17 protein-coding genes and 2 pseudogenes are annotated in these 24,597 nt (G+C 36.5%); 3 read left to right on the top strand and 16 right to left on the bottom strand.

Translation table 11 applies throughout. The features are described from left to right. Positions 1-189 precede the first annotated feature (189 nt). The 11 genes and pseudogenes from ribH to J3D55_RS01000 form a co-directional block, all read right to left on the bottom strand. Positions 190-711: a 6,7-dimethyl-8-ribityllumazine synthase gene (ribH, locus tag J3D55_RS01050; RefSeq protein ID WP_259127355.1), complete on the bottom strand. Its 522-nt coding sequence runs from the start codon at positions 709-711 to the stop codon at positions 190-192. A 3-nt stretch (positions 712-714) separates the two neighbouring features. After that, positions 715-1,410: a YfgM family protein gene (locus J3D55_RS01045; protein ID WP_259127353.1), complete on the bottom strand. Its 696-nt coding sequence runs from the start codon at positions 1,408-1,410 to the stop codon at positions 715-717. Positions 1,411-1,626: 216 nt separating this feature from the next. Further along, complete coding sequence (locus J3D55_RS01040; RefSeq protein WP_259127351.1) at positions 1,627-2,163, bottom strand: adenine phosphoribosyltransferase; 537 nt, start codon at positions 2,161-2,163, stop codon at positions 1,627-1,629. A gap of 3 nt (positions 2,164-2,166) precedes the next feature. Continuing rightward, complete coding sequence (locus J3D55_RS01035) at positions 2,167-3,366, bottom strand: hypothetical protein (protein ID WP_259127350.1); 1,200 nt, start codon at positions 3,364-3,366, stop codon at positions 2,167-2,169. A gap of 49 nt (positions 3,367-3,415) precedes the next feature. Continuing rightward, positions 3,416-4,432: a hypothetical protein gene (locus J3D55_RS01030; RefSeq protein ID WP_259127348.1), complete on the bottom strand. Its 1,017-nt coding sequence runs from the start codon at positions 4,430-4,432 to the stop codon at positions 3,416-3,418. Positions 4,433-4,588: 156 nt separating this feature from the next. Then, positions 4,589-5,921: pseudogene (locus J3D55_RS01025) on the bottom strand (quinol:cytochrome C oxidoreductase). An 8-nt stretch (positions 5,922-5,929) separates the two neighbouring features. Next, the gene (locus J3D55_RS01020; protein ID WP_259127345.1) at positions 5,930-6,619 is read right to left on the bottom strand and encodes a c-type cytochrome; all 690 of its coding nucleotides are present in this window, start codon (positions 6,617-6,619) and stop codon (positions 5,930-5,932) included. Between the two features lies 1 nt (position 6,620). Then, positions 6,621-7,142, bottom strand: coding sequence for a DUF3341 domain-containing protein (locus J3D55_RS01015; protein ID WP_259127344.1), 522 nt, complete (start codon positions 7,140-7,142; stop codon positions 6,621-6,623). Then, positions 7,129-8,526 (bottom strand): NrfD/PsrC family molybdoenzyme membrane anchor subunit, encoded by a 1,398-nt coding sequence (gene nrfD, locus J3D55_RS01010; protein WP_259127342.1) that lies wholly within the window; start codon positions 8,524-8,526, stop codon positions 7,129-7,131. The genes J3D55_RS01015 and nrfD overlap by 14 nt, the downstream gene beginning before the upstream one ends. A gap of 25 nt (positions 8,527-8,551) precedes the next feature. Beyond that, positions 8,552-11,620, bottom strand: coding sequence for a TAT-variant-translocated molybdopterin oxidoreductase (locus J3D55_RS01005; protein WP_259127341.1), 3,069 nt, complete (start codon positions 11,618-11,620; stop codon positions 8,552-8,554). 22 nt (positions 11,621-11,642) lie between these two features. Beyond that, positions 11,643-13,001, bottom strand: a complete 1,359-nt coding sequence (locus J3D55_RS01000; protein WP_259127339.1) for a c-type cytochrome — start codon at positions 12,999-13,001, stop codon at positions 11,643-11,645. A 184-nt stretch (positions 13,002-13,185) separates the two neighbouring features. Here J3D55_RS01000 and J3D55_RS00995 point away from each other — a divergent pair, with 184 nt between their 5' ends. Beyond that, a complete protein-coding gene (locus tag J3D55_RS00995) occupies positions 13,186-13,725 on the top strand; it encodes an SPOR domain-containing protein (protein WP_259127337.1) in 540 nt (179 codons plus the stop codon). A gap of 513 nt (positions 13,726-14,238) precedes the next feature. Here the strand turns inward: J3D55_RS00995 and J3D55_RS00990 are convergent. The 5 genes from J3D55_RS00990 to J3D55_RS00970 form a co-directional block, all read right to left on the bottom strand. Next, positions 14,239-15,513 (bottom strand): DUF6080 domain-containing protein, encoded by a 1,275-nt coding sequence (locus tag J3D55_RS00990; protein ID WP_259127336.1) that lies wholly within the window; start codon positions 15,511-15,513, stop codon positions 14,239-14,241. Between the two features lie 80 nt (positions 15,514-15,593). Beyond that, on the bottom strand, positions 15,594-17,135 hold the full coding sequence (locus J3D55_RS00985; RefSeq protein WP_259127335.1) for a protein adenylyltransferase SelO: 1,542 nt from the start codon (positions 17,133-17,135) through the stop codon (positions 15,594-15,596). Positions 17,136-17,210: 75 nt separating this feature from the next. After that, positions 17,211-19,589 carry a penicillin-binding protein 1A gene (locus J3D55_RS00980; protein ID WP_259127334.1) on the bottom strand — a complete coding sequence of 793 codons (2,379 nt, stop codon included), beginning with the start codon at positions 19,587-19,589 and terminating at the stop codon, positions 17,211-17,213. A gap of 6 nt (positions 19,590-19,595) precedes the next feature. After that, a complete protein-coding gene (locus J3D55_RS00975; RefSeq protein ID WP_259127333.1) occupies positions 19,596-20,060 on the bottom strand; it encodes a gliding motility lipoprotein GldH in 465 nt (154 codons plus the stop codon). Next, positions 20,053-21,480 carry a PSP1 domain-containing protein gene (locus tag J3D55_RS00970; protein ID WP_259127332.1) on the bottom strand — a complete coding sequence of 476 codons (1,428 nt, stop codon included), beginning with the start codon at positions 21,478-21,480 and terminating at the stop codon, positions 20,053-20,055. The genes J3D55_RS00975 and J3D55_RS00970 overlap by 8 nt, the downstream gene beginning before the upstream one ends. Before the next feature lie 276 nt (positions 21,481-21,756). Here J3D55_RS00970 and J3D55_RS00965 point away from each other — a divergent pair, with 276 nt between their 5' ends. Beyond that, positions 21,757-22,992, top strand: coding sequence for an OmpP1/FadL family transporter (locus J3D55_RS00965; RefSeq protein WP_259127331.1), 1,236 nt, complete (start codon positions 21,757-21,759; stop codon positions 22,990-22,992). 10 nt (positions 22,993-23,002) lie between these two features. After that, a pseudogene (locus tag J3D55_RS00960) lies at positions 23,003-24,572 on the top strand (G-D-S-L family lipolytic protein). Positions 24,573-24,597 lie beyond the last annotated feature (25 nt).

Genomic DNA, 24,597 nt, shown 5'->3' with positions numbered 1-24,597 from the left:
ACTTGTTGATTCATCTTTGCTCACTTCAATTAAATTACTATTGAATTAAACTTTGCGTAAAAAAATTAGTATTGCTTTTTAAAATGTTTGAATAAAATTTAAACAGGTTCTAAATAATGAATATTTTGTTTCTCAACAAAAAAAAGGACTATAAAAAATAGTCCTTCATATTTTAATTTATAAGAGATCTTAAGAAGAATGTCCGAAGCCGATGTTTCCTTTTCTGTCGGTAAGATTTTTCTTGAAATCGATCATTCTTAAAGCCGTTACTGCTGCTTCAACTCCTTTATTTCCTAAGTCTCCACCGCTTCTTGCGATAGACTGTTCTTTCGTATCGTCTGTCAATACACAGAAAATGGTAGGAGTGTCTGTCATAATGTTACAATCTTTGATTCCCTGAGCAACTGCAGAGCAAACGTAATCGAAGTGAGGTGTTTCTCCACGGATTACACATCCGATGGAAATTACCGCGTCATATTTGCGCTCCTTGCAAAGCTGCATGCTTGCATAATTAAGTTCGAAAGCTCCCGGAACCGGAAAAAGTTTGATATTTTCAGATTTTACCCCTTCTTTTTGAAGGATTTCCAGAGCCGCATCACGAAGATTGTAGGTTACAAAATCATTCCACTCAGAAAAAACAATGCCGATAGAAAATTCATCGGCATTGGTTATATTAAGTGGCTTGTAATCGGAAAGATTAACTGTTGCCATTGTTTAGTAATATTTAGTCATTTCAATATAAGAATCAGACATTCCGTTGTCGTAGTCCTGATATTTTTCGTCAATTGTAGCAAAATATTTTTTAGCTTCCGGCTTTTTATTTAAACCTAGAGCCAAAATACCAGCTTTTCTAGTAAAATAATACGTCGTATAAGGATCGTTGGTCGCAGAAGACGCTTTGTCTAGTAACTGTAAAGCCTCGTCATTCTTATTAAGACCAGATTTTGCATCTGCCATTACACCGAATTTCATTGCCATCATGGTTTTGTTATCAGACGAAAAATTATCTAAAAGATCATATGCCTCCTGGAATTTTCCTTCCTTAAACTTCAAAACCCCTGCGTTGTAAGCAGAAAGTTTACCGATGTTTGTTGCAGAATATTCATTGTAAGTTCCTACAAAACCAGGGTTTGCAGCAGATTTTCCTCCCAATGCTTCTTTATCTTTACCATCGACAAGATTTTTCTGAGCTGCAAGGAAGCTTTTTACAGCCTCTGCATTTTTAGGAGTCACAACAAATTGTTTGTAACCGAAGAAACCCAGAACACCTAAAACAAGTACTCCAAAAACAATAGCTAGTTGTTTAGAGTATTTTTCAAGGAATTTTTCTGTGTTTAAAGCCTCTCTGTCAAGATCTTTAAAAAACTCAACTGTTTCTTTACCCTCTTGCTCGTTTGTAAGTTTTGCCATAAATTATTAAAAATTGAACTGCAAATTTAATTGTTTCTGAGTGATTTACAAAATACTTTGTCAGTATTATTGATTTTATTTAAAGAATTAAATCGAATTGCTATTTATATATCATTAAAACGCTTCGACTCCGCTCTGCGTGACATCTGTGAAATTATATTTTTAGCCATTGTCATGCTGAGCGGAGTCGAAGCATTTATTCTTTATATCAAAAGTTTAATATTCTAAAATATGATAAACTTCTGCATTGAATTTTTTTAATTTTTCCTTTCCGTTCAATTCTTTTAAGCCAATCAGGAAGCTGAATTGAGAAACTGTTGCGCCTTGTTTTTCAACTAATTTTGCTGCGGCTTCCGTAGTTCCTCCTGTTGCCAAAAGATCATCGTGGATGAGAATTCTCTGTCCGGGTTTTATTTGTCCTTCACGGGTTTCGATGATGGCACTTCCGTATTCCAGATCATATTTTTCTGAAATTACCGGTGGTGGAAGTTTTCCGGCTTTTCTAATTAAGATAAACGGAACTTCCAAAGCTACTGCAATCGCAATTCCGAAAAGATAACCGCGGCTTTCGATTCCGCAAACGGCATCCACTTTTCCTTTACTGAACTCAACTAAATCTGCGATCACATCTTCGTACAGTTTAGGATTCAAGAAAATAGGAGAGATGTCTTTGAACTGAATTCCCGGAATCGGAAAATCAGGTATGTTTTCAATCGTTTCCTCTAATTTCTTAATTAAATCTTGCGAAGCCATTTTTTACGGATTGATTTTGTAGCTGGAGATTTTCCAGTCTCCGTTTACATTTTTAAGTCCGAAAGTTACTTTCAGGGAAGTTGTTTTTCCACTTTTATCGGTAACGTCATAAGTAGCATTTACACTTGCAGCACTTGCATTATTGGCATTTGTTGTAATGTTTTTTACACTTACATTTTTCACAGATCCAAACCCTGAGTTTGGATTAGAAAAAGATTCATAGCTTCCCCAACTTGGGTTATTTGCCGAATTGTATGCTGCCTTTAAATTTTGTGAGCTTACATTATTTAAGAAGCTGCTTACTGTATTTTTAGGATCTGCAGGCTGTTTTGGTGCAGCCGGAGTTGTCGCAGGTGTAGTCGTTGCATTTGGATCTGTAGTAGGTACAGTTGCTCCCGGATTATTCGGATCGATTACCGCTGGATCCTGGTTTACAGCTGTTGAATCTACTTTTGGAGCAGCAGGAACTTTCAGTAGAGAAGGATTTACATCCAACCCAATTTTAGTCATTTTGAAAGTTTTTGCCGTAGTTTTTACCGAAATCGTAATATCAATTTTATTATCAACAACCTGAGCTGCAGGAATTGAAGAGAATTTTAAATTAAATCCTTTGAAATTATTATCCTGCATTAAGTTTTTCGCGGTAGAAAGCTTTACACCATTACTGAAAACCTCTAAAGTCGCTTCTAAACCTGCACCGGTAAATGCAACCGGATTTCCGGCATTGTCTACCAATCTTGGTACAATCTGAAGCGCTGTTGGTGCTCCCGCTCCGTCGTCTCCTGTTGGTCTTGTGATGATGCTTAATGAATTTGCTTTTACATCATTCGGATCGCTTTCTTTTGCTTTATCGTCACCGAAGATATTCATTTCTCCTAATGATGGTGGGGCTGTACTTGCCCATTCGATGCCGTTTTTCTGTGCGGTCTGGTCTGCCATTGTCAGGATTTCCGGAACTTTTTTTCCGTTAATCAATTGCCCAAGAGCTTTTAATTCTGCTACATCGCCATCCGCTTCTACACCGAAAGTTTTCAGGATGTAAAGCGCTTCATTAAATTTAATTTGTTTAATGGTAGGAAGACTAGCCGTCATATCATTGATACTCGACTGTAAAGTTTTAGTATTCGTAGCATCTACATGATCTTTCTTACATGCTGTAAAAAGCAATAAGCTGAGAATTAGTAGAAAAGAAAACTTTTTCATTTTTTTCGGTTTACCACAAAAATACTAAAACCTTTATTAATAGAGGATTTTATTTTTTATTTTGTTTCTCTTTTAAATCATCCTTAAAAAACGAACTGAAAACAGTCTGCATATTCGGAAAAGAAGAATCTTCCCAATATTTTGTGGTGTAATCGCTGTTGTCTGTTTTGAATTTTACTTTTTCAATATCGTTGTCGTTTTTGAAGTCTAATTCTGTAGGGTAGAAGTTGGTATAAAGAACGAGTTGGTTGTATTCGGGTTCGCTTTTATGTTTAAGTTTAATAAAACCGATTTCGTTAAATTCCAATAAATCTCTCAATGTTTTTTTTGATGCTTTTTCGTAAGAAACATTCAAGATACTTTTCATATCAAAAAATCGATATCCGAATAGAGCAAATTCTTTTTTCTGTAACGCTTCTCCGGTAATTTCAACCTGATCTTTTTGATCGCCTTTCAATTCTTTCATCACAGAATTTCTTTGCTTGTAATCTAAAATATTTCCGACTTCCTTCAAATCCGGAACTTCCATTGTGGCATCGTAATCCCACATTGCAGTTTGTTTTTTCTCAAACTTTACATCTTCTAATCTGAAAACACGGTATTGTTCAACATTCGTGCTTTTCAGTTTTTTTGTTTTGTTATCGAAAATATAAGTTACAATTCCGTCGGCATAGCAATTCAGTTTGCTGTTTACCGTAACGTAAGTATTGAAATTACCTTTTACAAAAATGTATTTTGCAGGTTTATTATTTTTGATGACAACTGCTTCGATGTCTTTTATCCGGTCATTAATCTTTATCACTTCTTTATCAAAATCCGAATACGATAAACTTGCCACCGACAAATTATCATAGACAATCTGAAATTTTTCCTGATCGGGTTTTAATAATTGTTTTTCAATTTTACCGTCGATGTCCGAAAAGGCAAGAATGCTTCCGTCTTTTCCGAACACGGATATTTTTGGTAAAGGCTTATTTGTTTTTTCTGAAATGAAAGTGATGGTCTGTGCATTGAAAAACTGCAAGGCAAAAATGAAAATGATTTGTAACAGTAAGGTTTTTTTCATAGTTATTTTTTTAGTTTAAATATCATCTTTGATCAGTAAGACAAGTAAAGTTACAAAAGGTTACAGGGAAATTTTCCATTATTCACTTTATTGCATAAAAAAAGACTGATTATTTTACTAATCAGTCTTTTATAAATTTATTTTGTTACAAAATCCTTAAAAAGGGTATTCGTAAATTTCAGATTCGTGTAGGAAAGGGTTTCCTGTAGGGATCAATTTTAATTTAGCTAATGCTGAAAGCACTGTAAACATAAATAATCCAACTACGAATAAAACAGCTCCCAATACTAATAAGAATACTTCAGGAGTGTTCCAGTATGGTCCTACTGTTCCCGGCATTACCATGTTGAAGTAATCTAAAAGGTGACCTAAGATCACTACTACTGCCATAATGGTAACCACTCTGTAGTTTCTCTTGATGCTTGAACTTACCAATACCAATAATGGTAACACGAAGTTAATGATCAACATTGGTAAGAATGTAATACCATAGTGTTGGAATCTTCCAAAGAAGTAGTTCACCTCTTCCGGAACGTTCGCATACCAATATAGCATGAAACTGAGCGAACCATGTATACGTCCAAAGCATACTTGTAGCGAAAAGGAATACTCCTAAATCATGCAAGTGATTATCATTGAACTGAGGAAGGAATCCGTTTTTCTTAAGATATACACTTAGTAAGATAATTACAGCAATACCACTTGAAAGACAGCTAACCATAGAATACCAGATATACATTGTAGAATACCAGTGAGGGTCAATAGACATCAACCAATCCCAAGCCCAAGCTGCAGAAGCAAATCCGAAGAATGCGATATATCCTACTGCCCATCTGTAAAGGAATTGGTATTCTACTTTTGATTTTGTCTCATCTACTTTTTTAGACTGAGCTTTCAGTTTCCAAGCGAAGAAAGAAGCTCCCAATACATAAATGAAAGTTCTGACAAAATAGAAAGGGATGTTTAAGAATCTTTTCTTTTCGAATAAGATCACATCGAAATGAGCAGAATTAGGATCTGTCAAATCCGGATCCATCCAATGGAAAAGGTGTCCTTGGTGGGTGATATTTAAAAGCATTAAAATGATCAAAATAGCTCCTCCGTATGGAATATAAGAAGCAATAGCTTCCATGACTCTTGTAATAATAATTGGCCAACCTGCGTGAGCTGCGTGCTGAATACAGTAAAAGAACAGTACGGCACAACTTACTCCGAAGAAAAATACAGCTACAAAATGTATTGCTGCTAAAGGCTGGTTGTGAACCTGAAGCTCAGTGTGCTCTAAGTGAGCAGCGTGATCTTGTGGTCCTACCATTTCACTTGAATGGGTAGGTGCATTATGACCAGAAGCATGAACAGCTTCCATCATTTGTTCTATCTTTTCAGTACTAAGTCCTTTATTCATAAAGAAACCAATGCCGAACAGAACTAAACCTGCAACAAGAAGTATTAAAGAAGTTGATTTTAATTTTGGTGAAAAACTATACATTTCTTTTCTTATTTTTTAGTTTCGGTAGTAGTTTCAGGTTTTGCTTCCGCTGTCGCTGTAGCGGCTGCCGGTGCTGCTCCTCCTTTTTTGAAGGCACTCATCACATACATTGCTACTCTCCATCTATCTCCTGCGTTTAATTGTCCCGCATAAGATCCCATCGCATTTCTACCGTTTGTTAATACATAATGAACAGATCCTACAGTAATTTCTCTATCGGCATAGTTTGGTACACCAGAGAAAGCTCCTGATTGAACGATTGGTCCTTGTCCATCTCCACCTACACCATGACAAGCAGAACAAGTATGGTCGAACAACATTTTTCCTCTTTCGATGTCCTTAGCAGCATTTGCAGGATTTAAAGGGGAAGAAGTCATTGATTTTGATGCGTCATAACCAGCGTTATATTCATTTACGTTTTTTGGAAGCAAGCTTTCTTCAAAAACGCCATCTTTATTCTGAGCAACACTTCCTTCTACAGGAGAAAGACCTGTTGCGCCGTTATTTTTAACAAATGCAGGAATTTCATTTTCATGATCTGAATACGCATCCTGAGCTTTCATCAATGGATCATAAGCTACGGGAAAATACATATCAGGGAAATATACCAATGGTGTATTTTCTTTTGGTCCGCAAGAATTAAGCAAAACTGCTGTTAAACCTAAAACCGCTGTAATTTTTAATACATTCTTTTTCATTTTAAGCGTCTTTAACAGTTATTTCTTCAACTCCAGTTTCAATAAGCAACTGTTTTACAGATTCTACATCTTCAGTTACGAATTCCATCATGAATTTATCATCAGTCGTTCTTGGATCTGGGTTCTGAGCTGGAGCTCCAGGATACATTTTGTTTCTTACTAAGAAAGTTAATGACATCATGTGAGCGGCACAGAAAACCATCAATTCAAACATTGGAACTACGAAAGCAGGCATATTGTGTGCCCAGTCGAAAGCAGGTTTACCACCAATGTTTTGAGGCCAGTCGTGATTCATCACATACCAAGTTACAGTACTCCCGATGGTGATACCATACAGAGCATAGAAGAAGGCAGCATCAGAAATTCTTGTTTTCTTTAACCCTAAAGCTTTGTCTAGCCCGTGAACCGGAAACGGAGTATAAACTTCGTTTATTGCGATTCCTTTATCGTTGAATGCTTTAACGCCGTTCATTAAATCGTCGTCGTCAGCATAAAGTCCATATACAATTTTAGTGGTGCTCATCTCCTTCTTTTGATTTATAAGTTTCACCTGATATTTTCAAAATCGATTTCAATTCGGCCTGTGCAATTACAGGGAATGTTCTTGCATATAATAAGAATAATACAGAGAAGAACCCGATTGTTCCTAAGTATACACCCACATCAATGATCGTTGGTTTAAACATTGTCCAAGATCCTGGTAAGTAGTCTCTAGAAAGGTTGATAACGATGATATCAAAACGTTCAAACCACATACCGATGTTAATGATTAATGCAACGATGAAAGTCCAGATAATATTCGTTCTCAATCTCTTGAACCAGAATGAAGCAGGAACAATTAAGTTACAAGTAATCAATGCCCAGAAAGCCCACCAGTAAGGTCCAACAGCAGCACCCGGAGAAAGATAAGTAAAGTCTTCAAATCTAGATCCAGAATACCATCCGATGAAGTATTCTGTAGCATAAGCTACCGTTACCATACCACCTGTAAGGATGATTACGATGTTCATAATTTCGATATGATACATTGTAATATAGTCTTCTAAGTGACAAACTTTTCTAGCAATCAACAATAGGGTCTGTACCATTGCAAATCCTGAGAAGATTGCTCCCGCAACGAAGTAAGGAGGATAGATCGTAGAGTGCCATCCTTTAATAACCGAAGTTGCGAAGTCAAAAGATACGGTTGTGTGTACCGAGAATACAAGTGGAGTTGCCAAACCTGCAAGAACCAAAGATAGTTCTTCGAATCTCTGCCAGTGTTTTGCTTTACCACCCCAACCGAATGCTAGGAATGTATAAATTTTTCTCGTCCAAGGAGTTTTTGCTCTATCTCTGATCATTGCAAAGTCAGGGATTAATCCCATGAACCAGAATACAGTTGATACTGAGAAATATGTAGAGATCGCAAATACGTCCCAAAGTAGAGGAGAGTTGAAGTTCCCCCAAAGAGAACCGAACTGGTTTGGAAGAGGGAATACCCAATATCCTACCCAGACTCTACCCATGTGGATTACAGGGAAGATTGCCGCCTGTACAACTGCGAAGATCGTCATCGCTTCCGCTGAACGGTTTACAGACATTCTCCAACGCTGTCTAAATAATAATAATACTGCGGAGATAAGTGTTCCGGCGTGACCGATACCTACCCACCATACGAAGTTGGTAATATCCCAACCCCAGTTAATAGTTCTGTTAAGCCCCCATGCTCCAATACCTGTCCCGATAGTGTAGGCGATACAGCCGAATCCGTATAAAAATAGAACTAAGGCTGCGTATAGTGAGATCCACCATAATTTACCTGCTCTTTCTTCGATAGGTCGTGCAATATCTTCTGTGATATCGTGATAAGTTTTGTGACCAATAATTAGAGGTTCCCTTATCGGAGCTTCGTAATGTCCTGACATTTTTTACCTATTTATTATTTAAACTTTATTTTTCTACTCTGTTTCTTACTTTAGTGTGATAGAACACATTTGGTTTTGTTCCGATCTCTTCTAGTAAATAATATCTTCTGTTGCTAGAATATAATTCTCTCACTTCAGATTCTTTGTCATTCATGTCTCCAAACGTCATTGCTCCGGTAGAACAAGCAGCAGCACAAGCACAAGAATTTTTAAATTCTGTGTCAGATACTTTTCTGTTTTCTCTCTTAGCAGCTAAGATTGTAGCTTGAGTTTCCTGGATACACATTGAACATTTCTCCATTACCCCTCTCGTTCTTACCACAACATCCGGGTTAAGCACCATTCTTCCTAAATCGTTATTTTGATTAAAGTCGAATTTATCATTCAGGTTATAAGTAAACCAGTTGAAACGTCTTACTTTATAAGGACAGTTGTTTGCACAATATCTCGTACCGATACATCTGTTGTAAGCCATGTGGTTTTGTCCTTGCTTACTGTGTGAAGTAGCCGCTACCGGACATACAGTTTCACAAGGAGCGTGGTTACAGTGCTGACACATTACCGGCTGGAAGATTACATCCGGGTTATCAGCAGGGTGGTTCAATGCACCTCCGTCGCCGCCAAAAGCAGTTCCGTACAATTCTGGTACAGCCATTCCTTCTTTTAATCCTTCATATACTTCCACTTTTTGTCTTGAAGAATAGTAACGGTCAATTCTTAACCAATACATATCTCTAGACATTCTTATCTCTTCTTTACCTACAACAGGAACGTTGTTTTCTGCCTGACAAGCAATAATACATGCTCCACAACCAGTACAAGAGTTCAAGTCAACAGATAAGTTGAAGTGAGGTCCGTCCGTATCATCGAAAGCATCCCAAAGGTCAATCTTTCTAGCCGGAAGAGCTCCACTAATGGTGTGATATTCCAAAGGCTTATTCCATCCTTTATGCTCATCATCGAATGCTACGTTTAAGAACTCAGCCAAAGGAACTTCCTTCGCGATTTCGTAACGTCCCATTAATGTATTTTGAAGCTGGATACCTGCAAATTCGTGATCTTCTCCTGTTTTTTCGATTTTAGCGTTAGAAACAACTAAGTTAGAACCGTCGAATAAAGGATAAGCATTTACACCTGTATCAGCTGTTGCTCCTGAATCTTTTTTACCATAACCAAGTGCAAGACCTACAGATCCGTCAGCTTGACCGGGTTGTACAAATACAGGAACATCTTTTATTGTTACTCCGTTTACAGTAAGGTTTACGATAGAACCATCCAGCTGCATTCTTGCATTCAGATCGTTATCAATACCTAATCTTTCTGCATCTTTCGGAGAAATTGTCAAGTAATTATCCCAAGACATTCTTGTTAACGGATCCGGTAATTCCTGCAACCAAGGGTTGTTTGCCTGAGTTCCGTCTCCCATTGAAGTCTTAGTATATAATACCAATTCTAAGTCAGAAGCTTTAAAGTTTCCTAATTCAGCAATAGCCTGAGCTCCGTTTCCACCTGCGTAAGACAATGTCGTTGCATTGTTGGAAACATTGATCCCGTTATATAAAGCTTTGTTGAAAGAAGTAGCTCCTAAAATAGAAGTTGCACTATTCTTTAAATAATCGTAGTAATTATTAGCAGCGCTGTTTTTTCCGTTTTTCCAAACCAATAAAGATTCTTCAATCTGTCTTGATTTATAGATTTTTTGGATCGTAGGCTGCATTAATGAATATACACCTGTCTGAGGTTCAATATCACCCCAAGATTCTAGCCAGTTAGCTACAGGAATTACAGCCTTAGCTGCTTTGTACATTTCATTTTTCTTATCGGCAACAGCGATTACGTAAGGAACTTTAGATAAAGATTTTTTGAAATCTTCTCCTTTGTGGTAAGAATAAATAGGATCTACGTTGTTTGTGATTAAAACACCAACCTGACCTGCATTTACCCATCCTAGGAATTCCTGGAATCTTGCGTTGTCGAAATCTCTTAGGAAGTTAGCTTTACCAGTGAAAGCAACTGAACCTAATTTTTGGTTAATTAAATGAGCTAAAACCTGAGCACCTTTAGAACCGTCAGCGAAAACAACAGCTTTGCTGCCTTTTGCCTGAAGTTCTTTTGCAAGCTCAGAAGCAACTTTGTCAGAAGTAGCACCTCCTACGATTGCATTGTAAACTTCAACTAATGTTTTGTTTACCTGACTTGGCTTTAATCTCACTCTTTCGTCAGCATTAGCACCAGTGATAGACATGTTTGATTCCACTTGTACGTGTCTCAACATGGTTGCTCCCGGTTTTCTTGCCGCTGCATAAGAAGTTTCAACACTTCCTGCGTTATAATCTCCTAAGAAATCAGCCTGGAAAGCAACTACTAATTCAGATCCTTTAAGATCGTAAACCGGTAATGCTCTTTGTCCGAAAACTTCCTGAGCTGCATCTAATGCTGCAGAATAAGGGAAAGCATCATAAGTTACTAATTCAGCTGTAGGATATTTTTCTTTAAATTCAGCGAATAATTTTTTGAAAGTAGGTGAAGCAAAAGAATGTGATAATAACACAATTTTTTTACCTGAAGCCTTAGCTTCTTCCAACCCCTTAATTACAAAACCGTCTACTTTATCGAAAGTTTCATCCTTACCTTCGAACTTAGGTTGTTTTACTTTATCATTATCATAAAGAGAAAGTACACTTGCCTGAGCTCTTGCATTAGTTTTACCTAAATCACCAGCAGCCGGGTTCGGATCAATTTTAATGGGTCTCCCTTCACGGGTTTTTACTAAAACACTAGCAAAATCGAAACCATCAAAATATGTTGAAGCGTAGTAATTAGGAACCCCCGGAATAATATCGTGAGGTTTTACCACGTAAGGAATCGTTTTAATTACCGGAGCTTCACAAGCAGCCAATGTTACGGCTGCAGTAGAGAATCCTAATAATTTTAAGAAATCTCTTCTTGAAGTACTAGAACCATTCTGTTCAGCATCTCCAAGGAAATCTTCTACCGGAATTTCTTCCTGGAACTCTTTCTGAGCCAGCTTATTGTTTAAAGCCGGGTCTTTAAGTTCGTGAATACTTCTAAATTGTATTTTGTTTGAAGCCATTTATACTTCTAATTTTTAGTTATTAATAATGACATTTACCACACTCAAGACCTCCAATTGCATCTACAGTAATCTTACCACCATCTTTCGGGTATTGTTTTTTCAACTTGTCATGTAGATTCTTGAAGTATTCTTTATTATAACCGTTGTTCATATCAACTTCAGTAGTTCTGTGACACTCGATACACCATCCCATTGTGAAGTCATTAGCCATTTGAACAACATTCATTGTATCAATTTTTCCGTGACAAGCTTTACATACAACATCAATTTTGTTGGTAGGATTCTTTTTGTTGAAAGAATTAATAATTGCTTGCTCACCCGCTACAACGTGTTGAGAGTGATTGAAGTACACGAAATCCGGCATATTGTGGATTCTTGTCCATTCAACGGGCTGAGTTTTTCCTGTGTACTGTTGTTTCGCAGGATCCCAACCTGTAGCCGCATATATTTTCTGGATTTCTCCGTCGTAGAATGCTTTGTCTTTTCCTGGTTCCATGTAGTCTTTTGCACCGTACTCAGAAATTGTTCTGTGACAGTTCATACAAACGTTCATTGATGGAATTTCAGATACCTTACCGTATTTAGCACTTGAGTGACACAATTGACAGTCAATCTTTTGCTCTCCCGCGTGAATTTTGTGTGAGAAATAGATAGGTTGTTCTGGTTTGTACCCTTTGTAAACCCCGATCCACATGATCCAGTTCCAAACGCCATAAGTTGCCAGAAGTGCAAGAATTGCGATCAATCCTTTACCTACATAATGGTACTTTTCGTAGATTTCACTAAACGATTTTATTCTCGTTTCGTTCAGCCCTGCTAAGTCTTCAGACTGACCTAATTTCACTAATTGTCTTAGTTTAATTAAGATCCAAACCAATAAAGCAGCAATTGCTAAAAGTGAAATAATCACTACGCTTGTTGTAGTAGAGTTTGCCGGAGCTGCCTGTGCATCGGTTGTTGGTGCTGCTGTAGCAGCCGGAGCCGCTTCTGGAGCCGGAGGATTAGTTGTAAATGCTAAGATGTCATCAATATCCTTATCTGTAAGATTAGGAAAGAGCTGCATCTCAGTCTTGTTGAATTTTTCGAAAATTTCGTTAGCGTACTTGTCGCCCGAAGCTCTCACTTCTTTGTTGTTTTTGATCCACTTATGAAGCCAAGCCGTATCCTTACCGCCTTCTGTCTTCACTCGTTCTACAATCCCCTTCAGAGGTGGTCCCACAACTTGTTTGTCTAGTGCGTGACAAGCGGTACAATTTGCTTTGAAAAGCTTCTCTCCATTTTTAGGATCGCCGTCCTGCCCGTAAATTGAAGCACTTGTCGATAGCAATAAGCCTATTGCGATCAACGTTTGTCTATAATGCTTTCTCCAACTAATCATTTAAATTATCTTATGTTAGTAAATATTGAACATTCAATCAATCCCGCAAAAATAATATTTTTAACAGGAATTTAACGGCATAAGTAAAGGGGAAAATGTCATTTACGTATAATTTGTAACTATTCTAAATAACTGTGTTTGGTATAATTTTTTAATTTGTCTAAATTTGCGCAAACAAGTTTAAATGAAAAATTTGATTAAATTATTTTCGATATTATCTATATTAGCATTTTATAATATTGATGCACAGCAGATTGTGAGGAAAGATACTTTGGCAGGAACAGAGCTTATTATGACTATGGATTCTAAAGTAAACAGTGCTTTGGAAAGTATAGAAGACAAATGTTCTAAAACCACAAGTACCATATCTTCGAGAGATGACGATGAAGATTCTTCGTATTCTAAACCTACAAAGATCTATGTTCCGAGCAGAGAACTGACAAATGCGGAGATTTGCAGAAAAAATCCTAGAATTTTGGGCTACAAAATCCAAATTACAACCGTAAAAAGTAACGAGGAAGCGAATGAAGTAAAATCGTATTTCAGAAAAAGATTCCCGAATCTTAAAGTGGAAACGGATGCTTCTTTAAGACCGAATTACAAAATTTTGGCAGGAAGTTATTTCACAAAACAAAGTGCGGCATCTGATCTTTCAAAAGTAAAAGAATATTTTAAATCTGCCATTGCTGTACAATACAGAATCTTCTGTGCTGAAGCGAAATAAGATTTTTTTTAGCATAAAATACAAAAGCCGGTAAAGAAATTTCCCGGCTTTTTTTATTAAACTTTTGTTGCTTTTATTTTACCATAAAAGTGGCAAAAGATTTAAATTTTAAGAGTCTGTTTAAATTTTAAAGTACAAATTTTTGTAACCCTGTTTCAAATATAGTTTTTATATTTTCTTGAGAGTAAAAGTTTTGTATCGAAAGACTTAGACTTCTTTCAAATGGGATCTACTATTGTTTTTGGCGCAAAGATTATATTACATTCTGCATTATTTTAGAAAGCAAAGACAAATAAAATTTGCTTCGCAAAGCGTGAAAAGAGTGCTTCATCAAATCAACTTGTTGATTCGTCTTTGCTCACTTCAATTAAATTAATAATGAATTAAATCTTTACGTTAAAAAATTAGTATTGCTTTTAAAATGTTTGAATTAAATTTAAATAGACTCTAAATAAGAACACAATAACTTTATAAATTTTTGTGGCTAAGTTTTTATTTGTTTAAAAAGATTTATTAATAGTAAGTATCTAAAAACCAAAAGAATTCTGTCATTCTCAGGTAATTATTTGTTGCGAGATACGTGATTAAAATGCAGAAAACAGCCATAAGAAATGATAACATTTTGGGAGATTCTTTGTAAGCATAAAAAAGCCAGCCCAAAAGTAAAGGATAAACAAAGACAAAATGTCCGCCGTAGATATAAGAGGTATGCAAGCCGAATTTCATGATGCAATGAATAATAATATCCAACAAGAAAGAAATCATGATGACCTGAACCATTTTATTTTTAAAATTTTTGAAATAACTCCAAAAAATAAGAATCAATAAAACAGCGATAAAAATATAAGGAATCCATGATGAATAGACATCCATGATGATGCCTTTATAATCAAAACCCTGCATATTATGCTTGTCGCGAACGATGAAATTTGAAAACAAAATATTGCCGCCAAAAAAATAGGAAAGGAGCATATCCCAAGTCGGAGTCGATCTTACATTCGAGAACTTTTCGTACTGTTCGTTCGTTTTGCTGAAGATATTTTCATATTTAAAATCAATTCTGTTCAGATACAGTAAAATAAAGCAAATACAGGTAAAAGCTACTCTAAAAATGGCATTTCCGAGTTTTTTCCAACTTCTGAAAAGTCCTTTTTCAAAAGCAACCGGAATGAAAACTTTAGCAATATTTGTCACCGTTAAACCTCCTATAGAAATTCCCGAAAGGGCTAAAGCCAAAACCGGAATCTTCTCTTCTTTTTTCAGTTTTATTGCCGAATAATGGTGAAATAAGGTCAGAAAAAATAGAGAATACGTGAAGTTTTCAGGAGTAAATGAAAGCAAAATCGTCGTCGAAAATGATCCGAAAAACAAGACTAACAAAAGATTTATCATCAAAGGAAGCCCGATAATGTTTTTTAAATATTTAAAAATCTGAAGAACACTGAGACTTACCGCAATATTGCTGAACCACGCCAAAGCAAATCTAAAGTTTCCATCCATTTTTCCATTAGAAAAAAGCAGCGCCAATTCTCTGATCCAATTGAAAAAATAGTAGGAGAGAGGATGTCTTTCAAAGCTTCCGCCGGACAATACGATCGATTTGTTATCAAAACTAAAATAAGCATCCCAAGGAATTCTATCGTCGAAAATAATCTTATAATTAATGGCAATATAGGATCCCAAATATCCATAAACGACCAAAAAGAAAAGAAAAACGAGCAACTCAATCCCTGTTGAAGGAAAGAGGAGCTTTAAAAAATGAATAAATTTTGTTTTGAACTTCGACACGTGCTAAAAGTTTTTGCAAAAATAAAATAAAAAACCCATCAAAATTGATGAGTTTGTATATTGATTTGAATGATTTAAAATTAAGAACTGCAAGAAAGCGTCGAACATCCCGAAATATCGTCATAATCTGAAGGTCTTTTTGCCGAAAACTCAGGGTAAATTCTCTTATACGGATTTTCTAATGCATGCGTTAATTTGTGCAGCATGTCTGTTTTTCCTTCATTAATTTCTTCGATACATTGGTATAAAAGATAATTTCTCAAGATGAATTTTGGGTTTGTTGTATGCATTAATTTCAAAGATTCTTCTTTTGAAATCGTGTTTTCCTCCAATCTCGACATATAATCTGTGATAAAATGTTGCAACTGGGTCAATTTTTCGTCATTTAAAAAAGTATAAGAAACATCTTCAAATTGTTGTCTTAAATCTTTTTGATCGTCATATTTTTCAAGTTCATTAAAAAATAAAGTATAGTCGAATTGCAGATTCTGCATTAAACTCTGCCAATTGGTGAAGAATCTTTCGTCACTTTTCAGCAATTCGTCGAACCCAAATTTTCTGCAAAGCATTTTATCGTGAGATTCCCAGAAATAACTTCCGTAATCGTTCAGAATTTCTTCCAAAAACTTCTCATCCTTAATTAACGGATGAAGCGCATTTGCCAACTGCCAAAGATTCCATTGAGAAATTTGTCCCTGCTTTCCGAAAGCATATCTTCTTCCCGGAAGGTCGGTGGTATTTGGAGTGAAATTTAAGTTGTATTCATCCATCATCGAGTAAGGACCGTAATCAATTGTTAAGCCTAAAATAGACATATTATCGGTATTCATTACACCATGTACGAAACCTGTTCTGTACCATTCAACCATAAGATCGGCGGTTCTTCTGCACACATTTTCAAAGAAATTTTTATATTTCTGAATGCCTTCCGAAGTGATTTCTTTAAAATAATTTTCAATGGTAAAATCGACAAGTTCCTGTAAAGTTTTGTGCTCCTGTTGAGCAGACATCAACTCAAAGTGACCAAAACGAAGAAAGCTTTCTGCTGTTCTGATAACTACAGCGCCTTTTTCATCCTGCGGATTTCCGCTGTACATCATGTCTCTTACTACATCTTCTCCTGTGAAAGATAAACTTAAAGCTCGCGTTGTGGGAACTCCCAAATGAAACATGGCTTCACTCATCAGATATTCTCGGACAGAAGAACGCAAAACGGCTCTTCCATCGGCATGTCTGGAATAAGGTGTTGCTCCGGCTCCTTTCCATTGGATTTCTGTTTTTCTACCGGAATCATTAGTGATTTCTCCGGCAAGAATTGCTCTTCCGTCGCCCAATTGTCCTGCCCAGTTTCCAAACTGATGACCTGCATAAGCGGTGGAATAGGTTTTTACATTTTCGGGAAGATTGTTTCCAACCAGAAAGTCAAGATCTTTTTCCTCAAATTTTCCCAGTCCGATTTCTTCTGACAGTTGTTCATTAAATGCAATCATTTTTGGATGATCAAAACCAACGGGATCGATGGTCGAGAACAAAACTTTTGGAGTGTTTCTCTGCATCGTGTTGCCTGAAAAGTCTCCGGGAAATATTTTTATAAAGGGTTGTTTGATGTTTTCGATATTCATACTTCAAAGATATTAATTATAAAAGAAAAGACCTTCCAAATGATTGAAAGGTCTTGTGTATTTCTCTAAGAGAAATTATTTATTATTGAAATCTATATCTTCACCAGTGTTCAGATTTTCATTCACGTTGTCTTCTTTTTTACCCGGACTTTTTTCTCCGTTTGTCTCTTCCGGTTTAGGGTTTTTAATCTCATCGATGGTCTGTAATCCGCCGTCATCTCCGTAGCCTGAGCCTAATCCTTTAAGATTAGAACATCCGTCTTTCCATTCCGAAGGTTTTACAAATTTATCATCAGGTGAAATTCCTAAACTTTTATCAGCCCAGACTTTTTTCATGAAGATCGCCCAAATCGGAAGTGCCATTTTCGCACCTTGACCTTCACCGGTTCCTAAGAAGTGAGTGGCTCTGTCTTCCCATCCAACCCAAGCTCCGGTTGCCAGTTTAGGAACGATCCCCATAAACCAACCATCAGAGTTATTCTGAGTTGTACCCGTTTTTCCTGCAATCTCTACATCTTTTGAAATCCCTTTTCTTCCAAGCTCTCCTGAAGCTGTACCGAATTGTGCAACACCTTTCATTAATTCAATCATGGTGTAAGCATACAATGGGTTCATTACTTCTTTTGGATTTACGCTTACTTCTTTTATTACTCTTGCGTTGGCATCTTCAATTCTCCAGATCATTTCCGGTTTGTTGTAGTTACCATAATTGGCAAAAGTACTGTAAGCTCCTACCATTTCGAAGATGGTAATGTCTGAAGAACCTAAAGCCATCGGTAAACTTGTAGAAATATCTTCTGTTACTCCAAGATCTCTTGCGGTTTGTATGACACTTTGAGTTCCCGTCATTTCAGCTAATCTTAATGCTACAGGGTTTTGCGAATATGCCAAAGCATCTTTCAAGGTAAGCATTCCGCCTCTTCCCGGAACGTGATATGTTCCTTTATTAAAACTTGCATTTGAAACTACAGAACAAGGTGTCATCCCAAGTTTCATAATAGCTGTTGCATATACGAAAGGTTTGAATGTTGAACCAACCTGTCTTTTCCCTTGTTTAATGTGATCGTATTGGAAATGCTGCCAATCGATACCTCCAACCCAAGCTTTGATCTCTCCTGATCCTGGTGTAACTGACATCAATCCTGCCTGAGCAACTTTTTTGTGCCATCTGATAGAATCCCAAGGTGACATTTCAACTTCTTCTTCTCCAGCCCAAGTGAAACGAGAGGTTTTAATTGGCTTTTTGAATTCAAGCATAATAGAATCTTCAGAAACTCCGGCAGCTTTCAGCTGTTTGTAACGTCCGGTTCTCTTCATTGCCTGAAACATTAAGCTACTGACTTGTTTATCATTCACATAATAGAAAGGCCAGTTTTTTCTTCCTCTCTGCTCTGCATCAAATCTTTTCTGAAGATCTGTTAAATGTTCTCTGATTGATTCTTCTGCGTATCTCTGCATTTTGGAATCAAGCGTTACGAATATTTTTAAACCGTCTTTATAAAGATTTAGTTTTTTACCTGTCTCTTTTTCGTAATCACTAAGATAATGATCGATTTCCTTTCTTAAATAAAACTTATAATAAGCAGAATAATCATCATTAATACTTTTAATAGGATGGTAATCTGTAACTACACTTGCTGACGTTGCTTTGTCGAAAGTAGCCTTGTCAATATATCCGGTTTCAAGCATTTGAGATAATACTACATCTCTTCTTCTTTTTGCTCTTTCCGGATTTCTCATAGGATTGTTGGCAATAGGTGCTTCTAGCATTGCAACAAACATGGCAGCTTCCGGAAGTGTAAGTTGAGAGGTTTTTTTATTGAAATAAATTTTTGAAGCCATTTCAATACCGTTCGCATTGTAAGTGAAATCAAATTTATTAAAATAGAGAGTTACAATTTCTTCTTTCGTATATCTTTTCTCAAGACTTACAGCAACAACCCATTCTTTTAGCTTTTGAATAGCTCTTGTAATAGGGTTTTTAGAAGGCGCTTTTGTGAACAAAAGTTTTGCCAACTGTTGAGTAATAGTCGAACCTCCACCTCTGTCTCCACCATATCTTACAGCTCTTAAGATTGATTTTAAATCAATTCCTGAGTGTTCTTTGAAACGCTCATCCTCTTTAGCCTGTAAAGCATAAATTAAATAAGGAGGAAGGTCTTTATAGATGATAGGCTGGGTTTTTTCTTTTTCGAATTTGCCTAATAAAACGCCATCTGAAGAATAGATTTCTGAGGCAACATAAATATCCGGATTTTCAAGCTCTTTTACATCGGGCATTTCTCCAAGAAAACCTTGGGAAACAGCGAAGAAAGTTCCTGAAATTCCTAAAACTACAGCAATGAATCCGATCCAGATAAATTTAACCCATCTTTTCCAAGCGGTATTTTTCTTTTTGGGAGGAAGAGGGAAAGTTTTCCCTTTATTTCCTGTATTTTTTTTGTTTTCTTCCATTTATGGTTACGGTTTAGCCGTTTCTATTTTTACTCCAATGTCTTCAATTCCCGGAAGGATATCATTTCTCATTGCCTGAGTAATGCCAATTTCATACTTCCCTTTTTTCGGAAACTGATAGTTCATTTTGTACTGAAATAAAGTCTCCTTCGTGTCACCAAATCCTGTACCAAGCCATTCTCCGTTTGGTTTTGCCAATACGTAATTCAACGTGTCGGTTTCTTTTTTCTTGGTTTGAAGGTCGGTGAAATTAACAATAAACCTTACGTTGCTGTAAGGATAATCATTGTTATTTCTTACAACAAATATAATATTTTTAGGATTTTGGGGATCTGAAATTTCAAGATTAAATTTTTGTTCGCTTTTCTTATTCCATTTATTATCAACAGAATTCATTGTAACTTCTCCTTCAGAGGAAGAATTACAGCTAAAGAAAAGGATAAGAGTCAATAATCCTAAAATTTTACGCATTGTTGTCTTTTTTTGGAGGAAATTTCTTTTTGAATTTTTTCTTATTCGGAGCCGGTTTTTTCTCAGCATCAGCATTTGGTGCAGTTTCTATCTTCTCCAATTGAGCTTTCGGCTGTTGAGGCTTTTGCTGTCTTGGCTGGTTGTTGTTAGAATTTGCATTAGGATTTTGTTGCTTTTCCTGTCTTTCAGGCCTTTCGGTTCTCTCAGGACGATCTTGTCTTTCGGGTCTGTTGTTGGGCTTTTTAGGACCTTGACCTTGAGGTTGGTTTTGACTGTTCTGATTATTATTAGGTCTGTTCTGAGGTTTATTCCTGTTGTTATTGCTTCTGTTTTTCTTCTCGAATCGGTCTACGCTGTTTTCCTGAATAAGATCTATTGTTTGCAACGGAGCTTCAGGTTGTTTAAGGTCTTCCAGAGGAGGTACTCTTTCGCCTTTTTTATTTTTTGCGATTAATTTTTTAACCAAATCGATATCAAAATCATACCACGCCATAGAACTGTCTACATAAGCAAACCACATTTTCTTTTTGAAAACGTCGATTTTAATACAGAAAGCTCTTCCTTTTTCCGTATCCAACATGGTTGAAGAAGAAGGGAAATTGCTTAATGCATCAAGATAACTGTCTAATTCGTAATTAAGACAACATTTAAGCTTACCGCATTGTCCTGCCAATTTTTGAGGATTGATGCTTAATTGCTGATATCTTGCCACGTTGGTATTTACAGATCTGAAATCCGTTAACCAAGTAGAACAGCAAAGTTCTCTTCCACAAGATCCGATTCCGCCTACTTTTGCAGCTTCCTGTCTGAAACCGATCTGCTTCATGTCGATTTTCGTTCGGAAAGCTCCGGCGTATTCTTTAATCAACATTCTGAAATCCACACGGTTATCTGCGGTGTAATAGAATGTGACTTTCGATGCATCCCCTTGATACTCCACATCTGTGATCTTCATTTCAAGACCTAATCTGTGAGCAATTTTTCGGGCGTCTATTTTTACGTTATCTTCTTTTTTTCTTACTTCCTGCCAAACTTCCAGATCTTTCTGGTTGGCCTGTCTGTATATTTTAAGTGCCAATTCTTCAGAAGATTTTTTCTTCTTCATCTGTATTTTCACTAGTTCTCCGGTGAGACTTACCACACCTACATCATGTCCGGGACTTGATTCTACTGTTACTACACTACCTATATGTAACGGGATATTATTTACATTTTTAAAAAACGATTTTCTGTCATTTTTAAATCTAACTTCCACAAAATCACATCTGTTCTGTGTGGGATTGTTGATGTTAGAAAGCCAGTCAAAAACACTTAATTTATAACTATTACCACAGGTATTTACATTTTCACAGCCATTCGCGGTTTTCTTGGGTCCGCAAGAATGTGCAGAATCGCCGGATGTTTTACATCCACAACTCATATATTATATATTTAATCTTGCAAATTTATAATTTTTTATCTTTATGCAATTCTAAAATACTCAAATATTCCGAAACATGATTGTTTAATATTAAACAAATGATTAGATTGTTCGTTAAAATTCTATTAATCCTCTAACAGCTATCTGTTTAAGTCCCTTTTTTGTGAAAGTGTTATTTTAAACATAATTTTCTTTGTTTATATTGTTTAAAATTTTATGATTTATTAACAGGTATAACTAAAATAATTTTATATTTGGGTTATATAATAATGGTCTATGAAAAAAATATTAGTATCAACTGCATTATTGGCAGGTGTTTTATCTTACGCGGGAGGCTTCAGGGTTTCTCTGCAAGGGGTAAAGCAATTGGCAATGGCACATACCAGTGCGCATGCTGAAGATGCAAGTGTTGCATTCTTTAACCCGGCGGGTATGTCTTTCATTCCTTCGAAACTGAGTATTGTTGCGGGAGGATTTGGAGCAAGCAACAAAGTTACTTTTCAGAACTTAAACACTTTGCAAAGTACGCACACCGATAACCCGATGGGAACACCACTTTATGCGGCAATTGCTTATAAGGCAACGTCCAAATTATCAGTTGGTTTCAGTTTTACAACTCCTTTTGGAAGTACTATTGAATGGCCGAGTGATTGGGAAGGAAAAGAAATGGTTGAAAAGCTTGAGCTGAAAAGTTTCTATTTCCAGCCAATGGTTTCATATAAATTTAATGATTGGTTGGCTTTCGGAGCAAGCTATATTTATGCAAGAGGAAATGTAAATTGGGATAAAGCCGTTACTCAATTCGGAGGAGAGCTTAATCTTGACAGTAAAGCGAGCGGACACGGTTACGGTTTTGGGTTCTATTTCAGACCAGACCCGAAGTTGGATGTAAGTATTGCTTACCGTTCACCGGTTGATATGAAAGCTAAAGACGGTACGGCTACATTCAAATTCCCATCAGCTTCTATTTATCCGTTATTAGGGTTGGATGCATCAACGGGAACAGACGGTTTTTCGGCAACGTTACCTTTGGTAGAAGAATATACAATCGGTTTAACATATAAGATTACTCCAAAATGGTTGATTTCTGGTGATTTCAATTACCACGGATGGTCTAGATACAGCAAACTGACTTTGGATTTTGCCACTGCTCCTGTTGGAAATCAGGCAGATCCTACGGTTTCTGTATCTCCTAAAAACTTTAGAAATTCTAAAACAGTAAGATTAGGAACTCAATATGCTTTCACAAATATGATCTACGGACGTCTTGGTGCATATTATGATGAATCTCCTTATTCTGATGATAACTTTATTGCAGAAACGCCTTCATTCAACACATATGTTGTAACGGGTGGGGTTGGATTTAAGTTGAAACAATTCGGAGTTGATATTGCGGGAGGTTATGCAATGCCACAAACAAGAAATGTGACTAATAAAGCTTTAGGCTTTTATGGAGAAGCTAAAGCTACAGCGTTCTATTTAGGTTTAGGTTTATCTTACAACCCTTTTTAATTGAAAGACTATGAAAAAAATTATAATTTCTACATTCGCTATTTCCGCACTTCTCTTTACGACGAGTTGCGAGGATGATTTCGATAAAGATGTACAAGATATTGTGGTGACTTCCGGAGAAGCAAATTTTAAAAACTATGTTTCTATAGGAAATTCACTGACTTCAGGATATAGAGATAATGCTTTGTATATCGACGGGCAGAATGAATCTTATCCAAACATTATTGCAGGGCAAATGAAACTTGCAGGTGGAGGAAACTTCGTACAACCTTTAATGGCGGATAATAACGGAGGATTAGTGTTATTAGGAAATACTATTCAGTCAACAAAACTTTATATTAAATCATTTACAAACGGTTTCTCCGGATATTATAAATGTTGCAGGAACTCCTACTACAAATGTTTTAACTAAAATTACAGGACCACTAAATAATTTCGGGGTTCCGGGCGCAAAATCATTTCATTTGGTAGCTCCGAACTACGGAAACCCTTCAGGAATTTTATTGGGAACAGCAAATCCTTATTATGCAAGGTTTTCTTCAAGCAATACTTCGTCTGTTGTAGATGATGCAGTAGCGAAAAGCCCGACATTCTTTTCTTACTGGATAGGGAATAACGATGTGTTAAGCTATGCAACCAACGGAGGTACAAACTCAGCCATTGTTGGTGGAATTACAACTTATACTCCCGCAACAGTACAAACCAGCGTAGATGCTACTACTTATAAGCCTAATGATATTTCCAGCCCAGCTCTTGTTGCGGGTGCTATAAAAGCAGGTTTAGACAAATTAAAAGCAGGGGGTGCTACAAAAGGTGTTATTGCGAATATCCCTTATGTTACATCTATTCCGTTTTTTACAACAGTGCCTTATAATCCTTTGACTCCTGCTGCTTTAGGCACGAATCTAACGACTTTGAATACGAATTTGTATGGACCATTAAAACAAGCTTTAACAGCTTTCGGAGCTGGAGACAGAATTAATTTACTTTCTTCTACATCTTCAAATCCTGTTTTAATAAAGGATGTTTCTTTACCTAATTTATCTGCACAGCTTACGGCTGCTCTTACTCCTTCATTGGGTCTTCCTACGGCAACAGCTTTCGGGCAGATTTTCGGACAGGCAAGACAGACAACAGTAGAAGACTATATTCTTCTTACTTCAAGATCTGTAATTGGAACTCCTGTGACGGGAGCTCCTTCGCCGGTTAATGTGTATGGAATTTCTTACCCATTGGAAAATCAGCATGTTTTATCTAAAACAGAAGCAGCTGCAGTAAAAACAGCAGTAGATGCTTATAATACAGCAATCATGGGATTGGCAGATTCTTACGGATTGGCGTTCGTAGATGCAAACAACAAAATGGTTGATCTTAATTCTCAATCAGGAATTTCTTGGGACGGAGTAAAATACTCTGCAAAATTCGTTACAGGGGGTACTTTCTCACTAGACGGAGTTCACCTTACAGGTAGAGGATATGCTATCGTTGCCAATGAGTTTATTAAATCAATAAATAAAAAATATAGATCTACACTTCCAGAGGTAGATCCTAATAAATATTCGGGCATAAAATTCCCTTAATGTTTATATAAATAAAAACTTAGAA

Source organism: Chryseobacterium ginsenosidimutans, from assembly GCF_024807225.1.
Taxonomy (GTDB): domain Bacteria; phylum Bacteroidota; class Bacteroidia; order Flavobacteriales; family Weeksellaceae; genus Chryseobacterium; species Chryseobacterium ginsenosidimutans.
Note: the sequence above shows the minus strand (reverse complement) of the source record. Positions and strands in the feature narration are given on the sequence as shown.

Coding starts and splice junctions, on each gene's coding strand:
- ribH (WP_259127355.1), bottom strand. CDS start 711: ATGGCAACAGTTAATCTTTCCGATTACAAGCCACTTAATATAACCAAT.
- J3D55_RS01045 (WP_259127353.1), bottom strand. CDS start 1,410: ATGGCAAAACTTACAAACGAGCAAGAGGGTAAAGAAACAGTTGAGTTT.
- J3D55_RS01040 (WP_259127351.1), bottom strand. CDS start 2,163: ATGGCTTCGCAAGATTTAATTAAGAAATTAGAGGAAACGATTGAAAAC.
- J3D55_RS01035 (WP_259127350.1), bottom strand. CDS start 3,366: ATGAAAAAGTTTTCTTTTCTACTAATTCTCAGCTTATTGCTTTTTACA.
- J3D55_RS01030 (WP_259127348.1), bottom strand. CDS start 4,432: ATGAAAAAAACCTTACTGTTACAAATCATTTTCATTTTTGCCTTGCAG.
- J3D55_RS01020 (WP_259127345.1), bottom strand. CDS start 6,619: ATGAAAAAGAATGTATTAAAAATTACAGCGGTTTTAGGTTTAACAGCA.
- J3D55_RS01015 (WP_259127344.1), bottom strand. CDS start 7,142: ATGAGCACCACTAAAATTGTATATGGACTTTATGCTGACGACGACGAT.
- nrfD (WP_259127342.1), bottom strand. CDS start 8,526: ATGTCAGGACATTACGAAGCTCCGATAAGGGAACCTCTAATTATTGGT.
- J3D55_RS01005 (WP_259127341.1), bottom strand. CDS start 11,620: ATGGCTTCAAACAAAATACAATTTAGAAGTATTCACGAACTTAAAGAC.
- J3D55_RS01000 (WP_259127339.1), bottom strand. CDS start 13,001: ATGATTAGTTGGAGAAAGCATTATAGACAAACGTTGATCGCAATAGGC.
- J3D55_RS00995 (WP_259127337.1), top strand. CDS start 13,186: ATGAAAAATTTGATTAAATTATTTTCGATATTATCTATATTAGCATTT.
- J3D55_RS00985 (WP_259127335.1), bottom strand. CDS start 17,135: ATGAATATCGAAAACATCAAACAACCCTTTATAAAAATATTTCCCGGA.
- J3D55_RS00980 (WP_259127334.1), bottom strand. CDS start 19,589: ATGGAAGAAAACAAAAAAAATACAGGAAATAAAGGGAAAACTTTCCCT.
- J3D55_RS00975 (WP_259127333.1), bottom strand. CDS start 20,060: ATGCGTAAAATTTTAGGATTATTGACTCTTATCCTTTTCTTTAGCTGT.
- J3D55_RS00970 (WP_259127332.1), bottom strand. CDS start 21,480: ATGAGTTGTGGATGTAAAACATCCGGCGATTCTGCACATTCTTGCGGA.
- J3D55_RS00965 (WP_259127331.1), top strand. CDS start 21,757: ATGAAAAAAATATTAGTATCAACTGCATTATTGGCAGGTGTTTTATCT.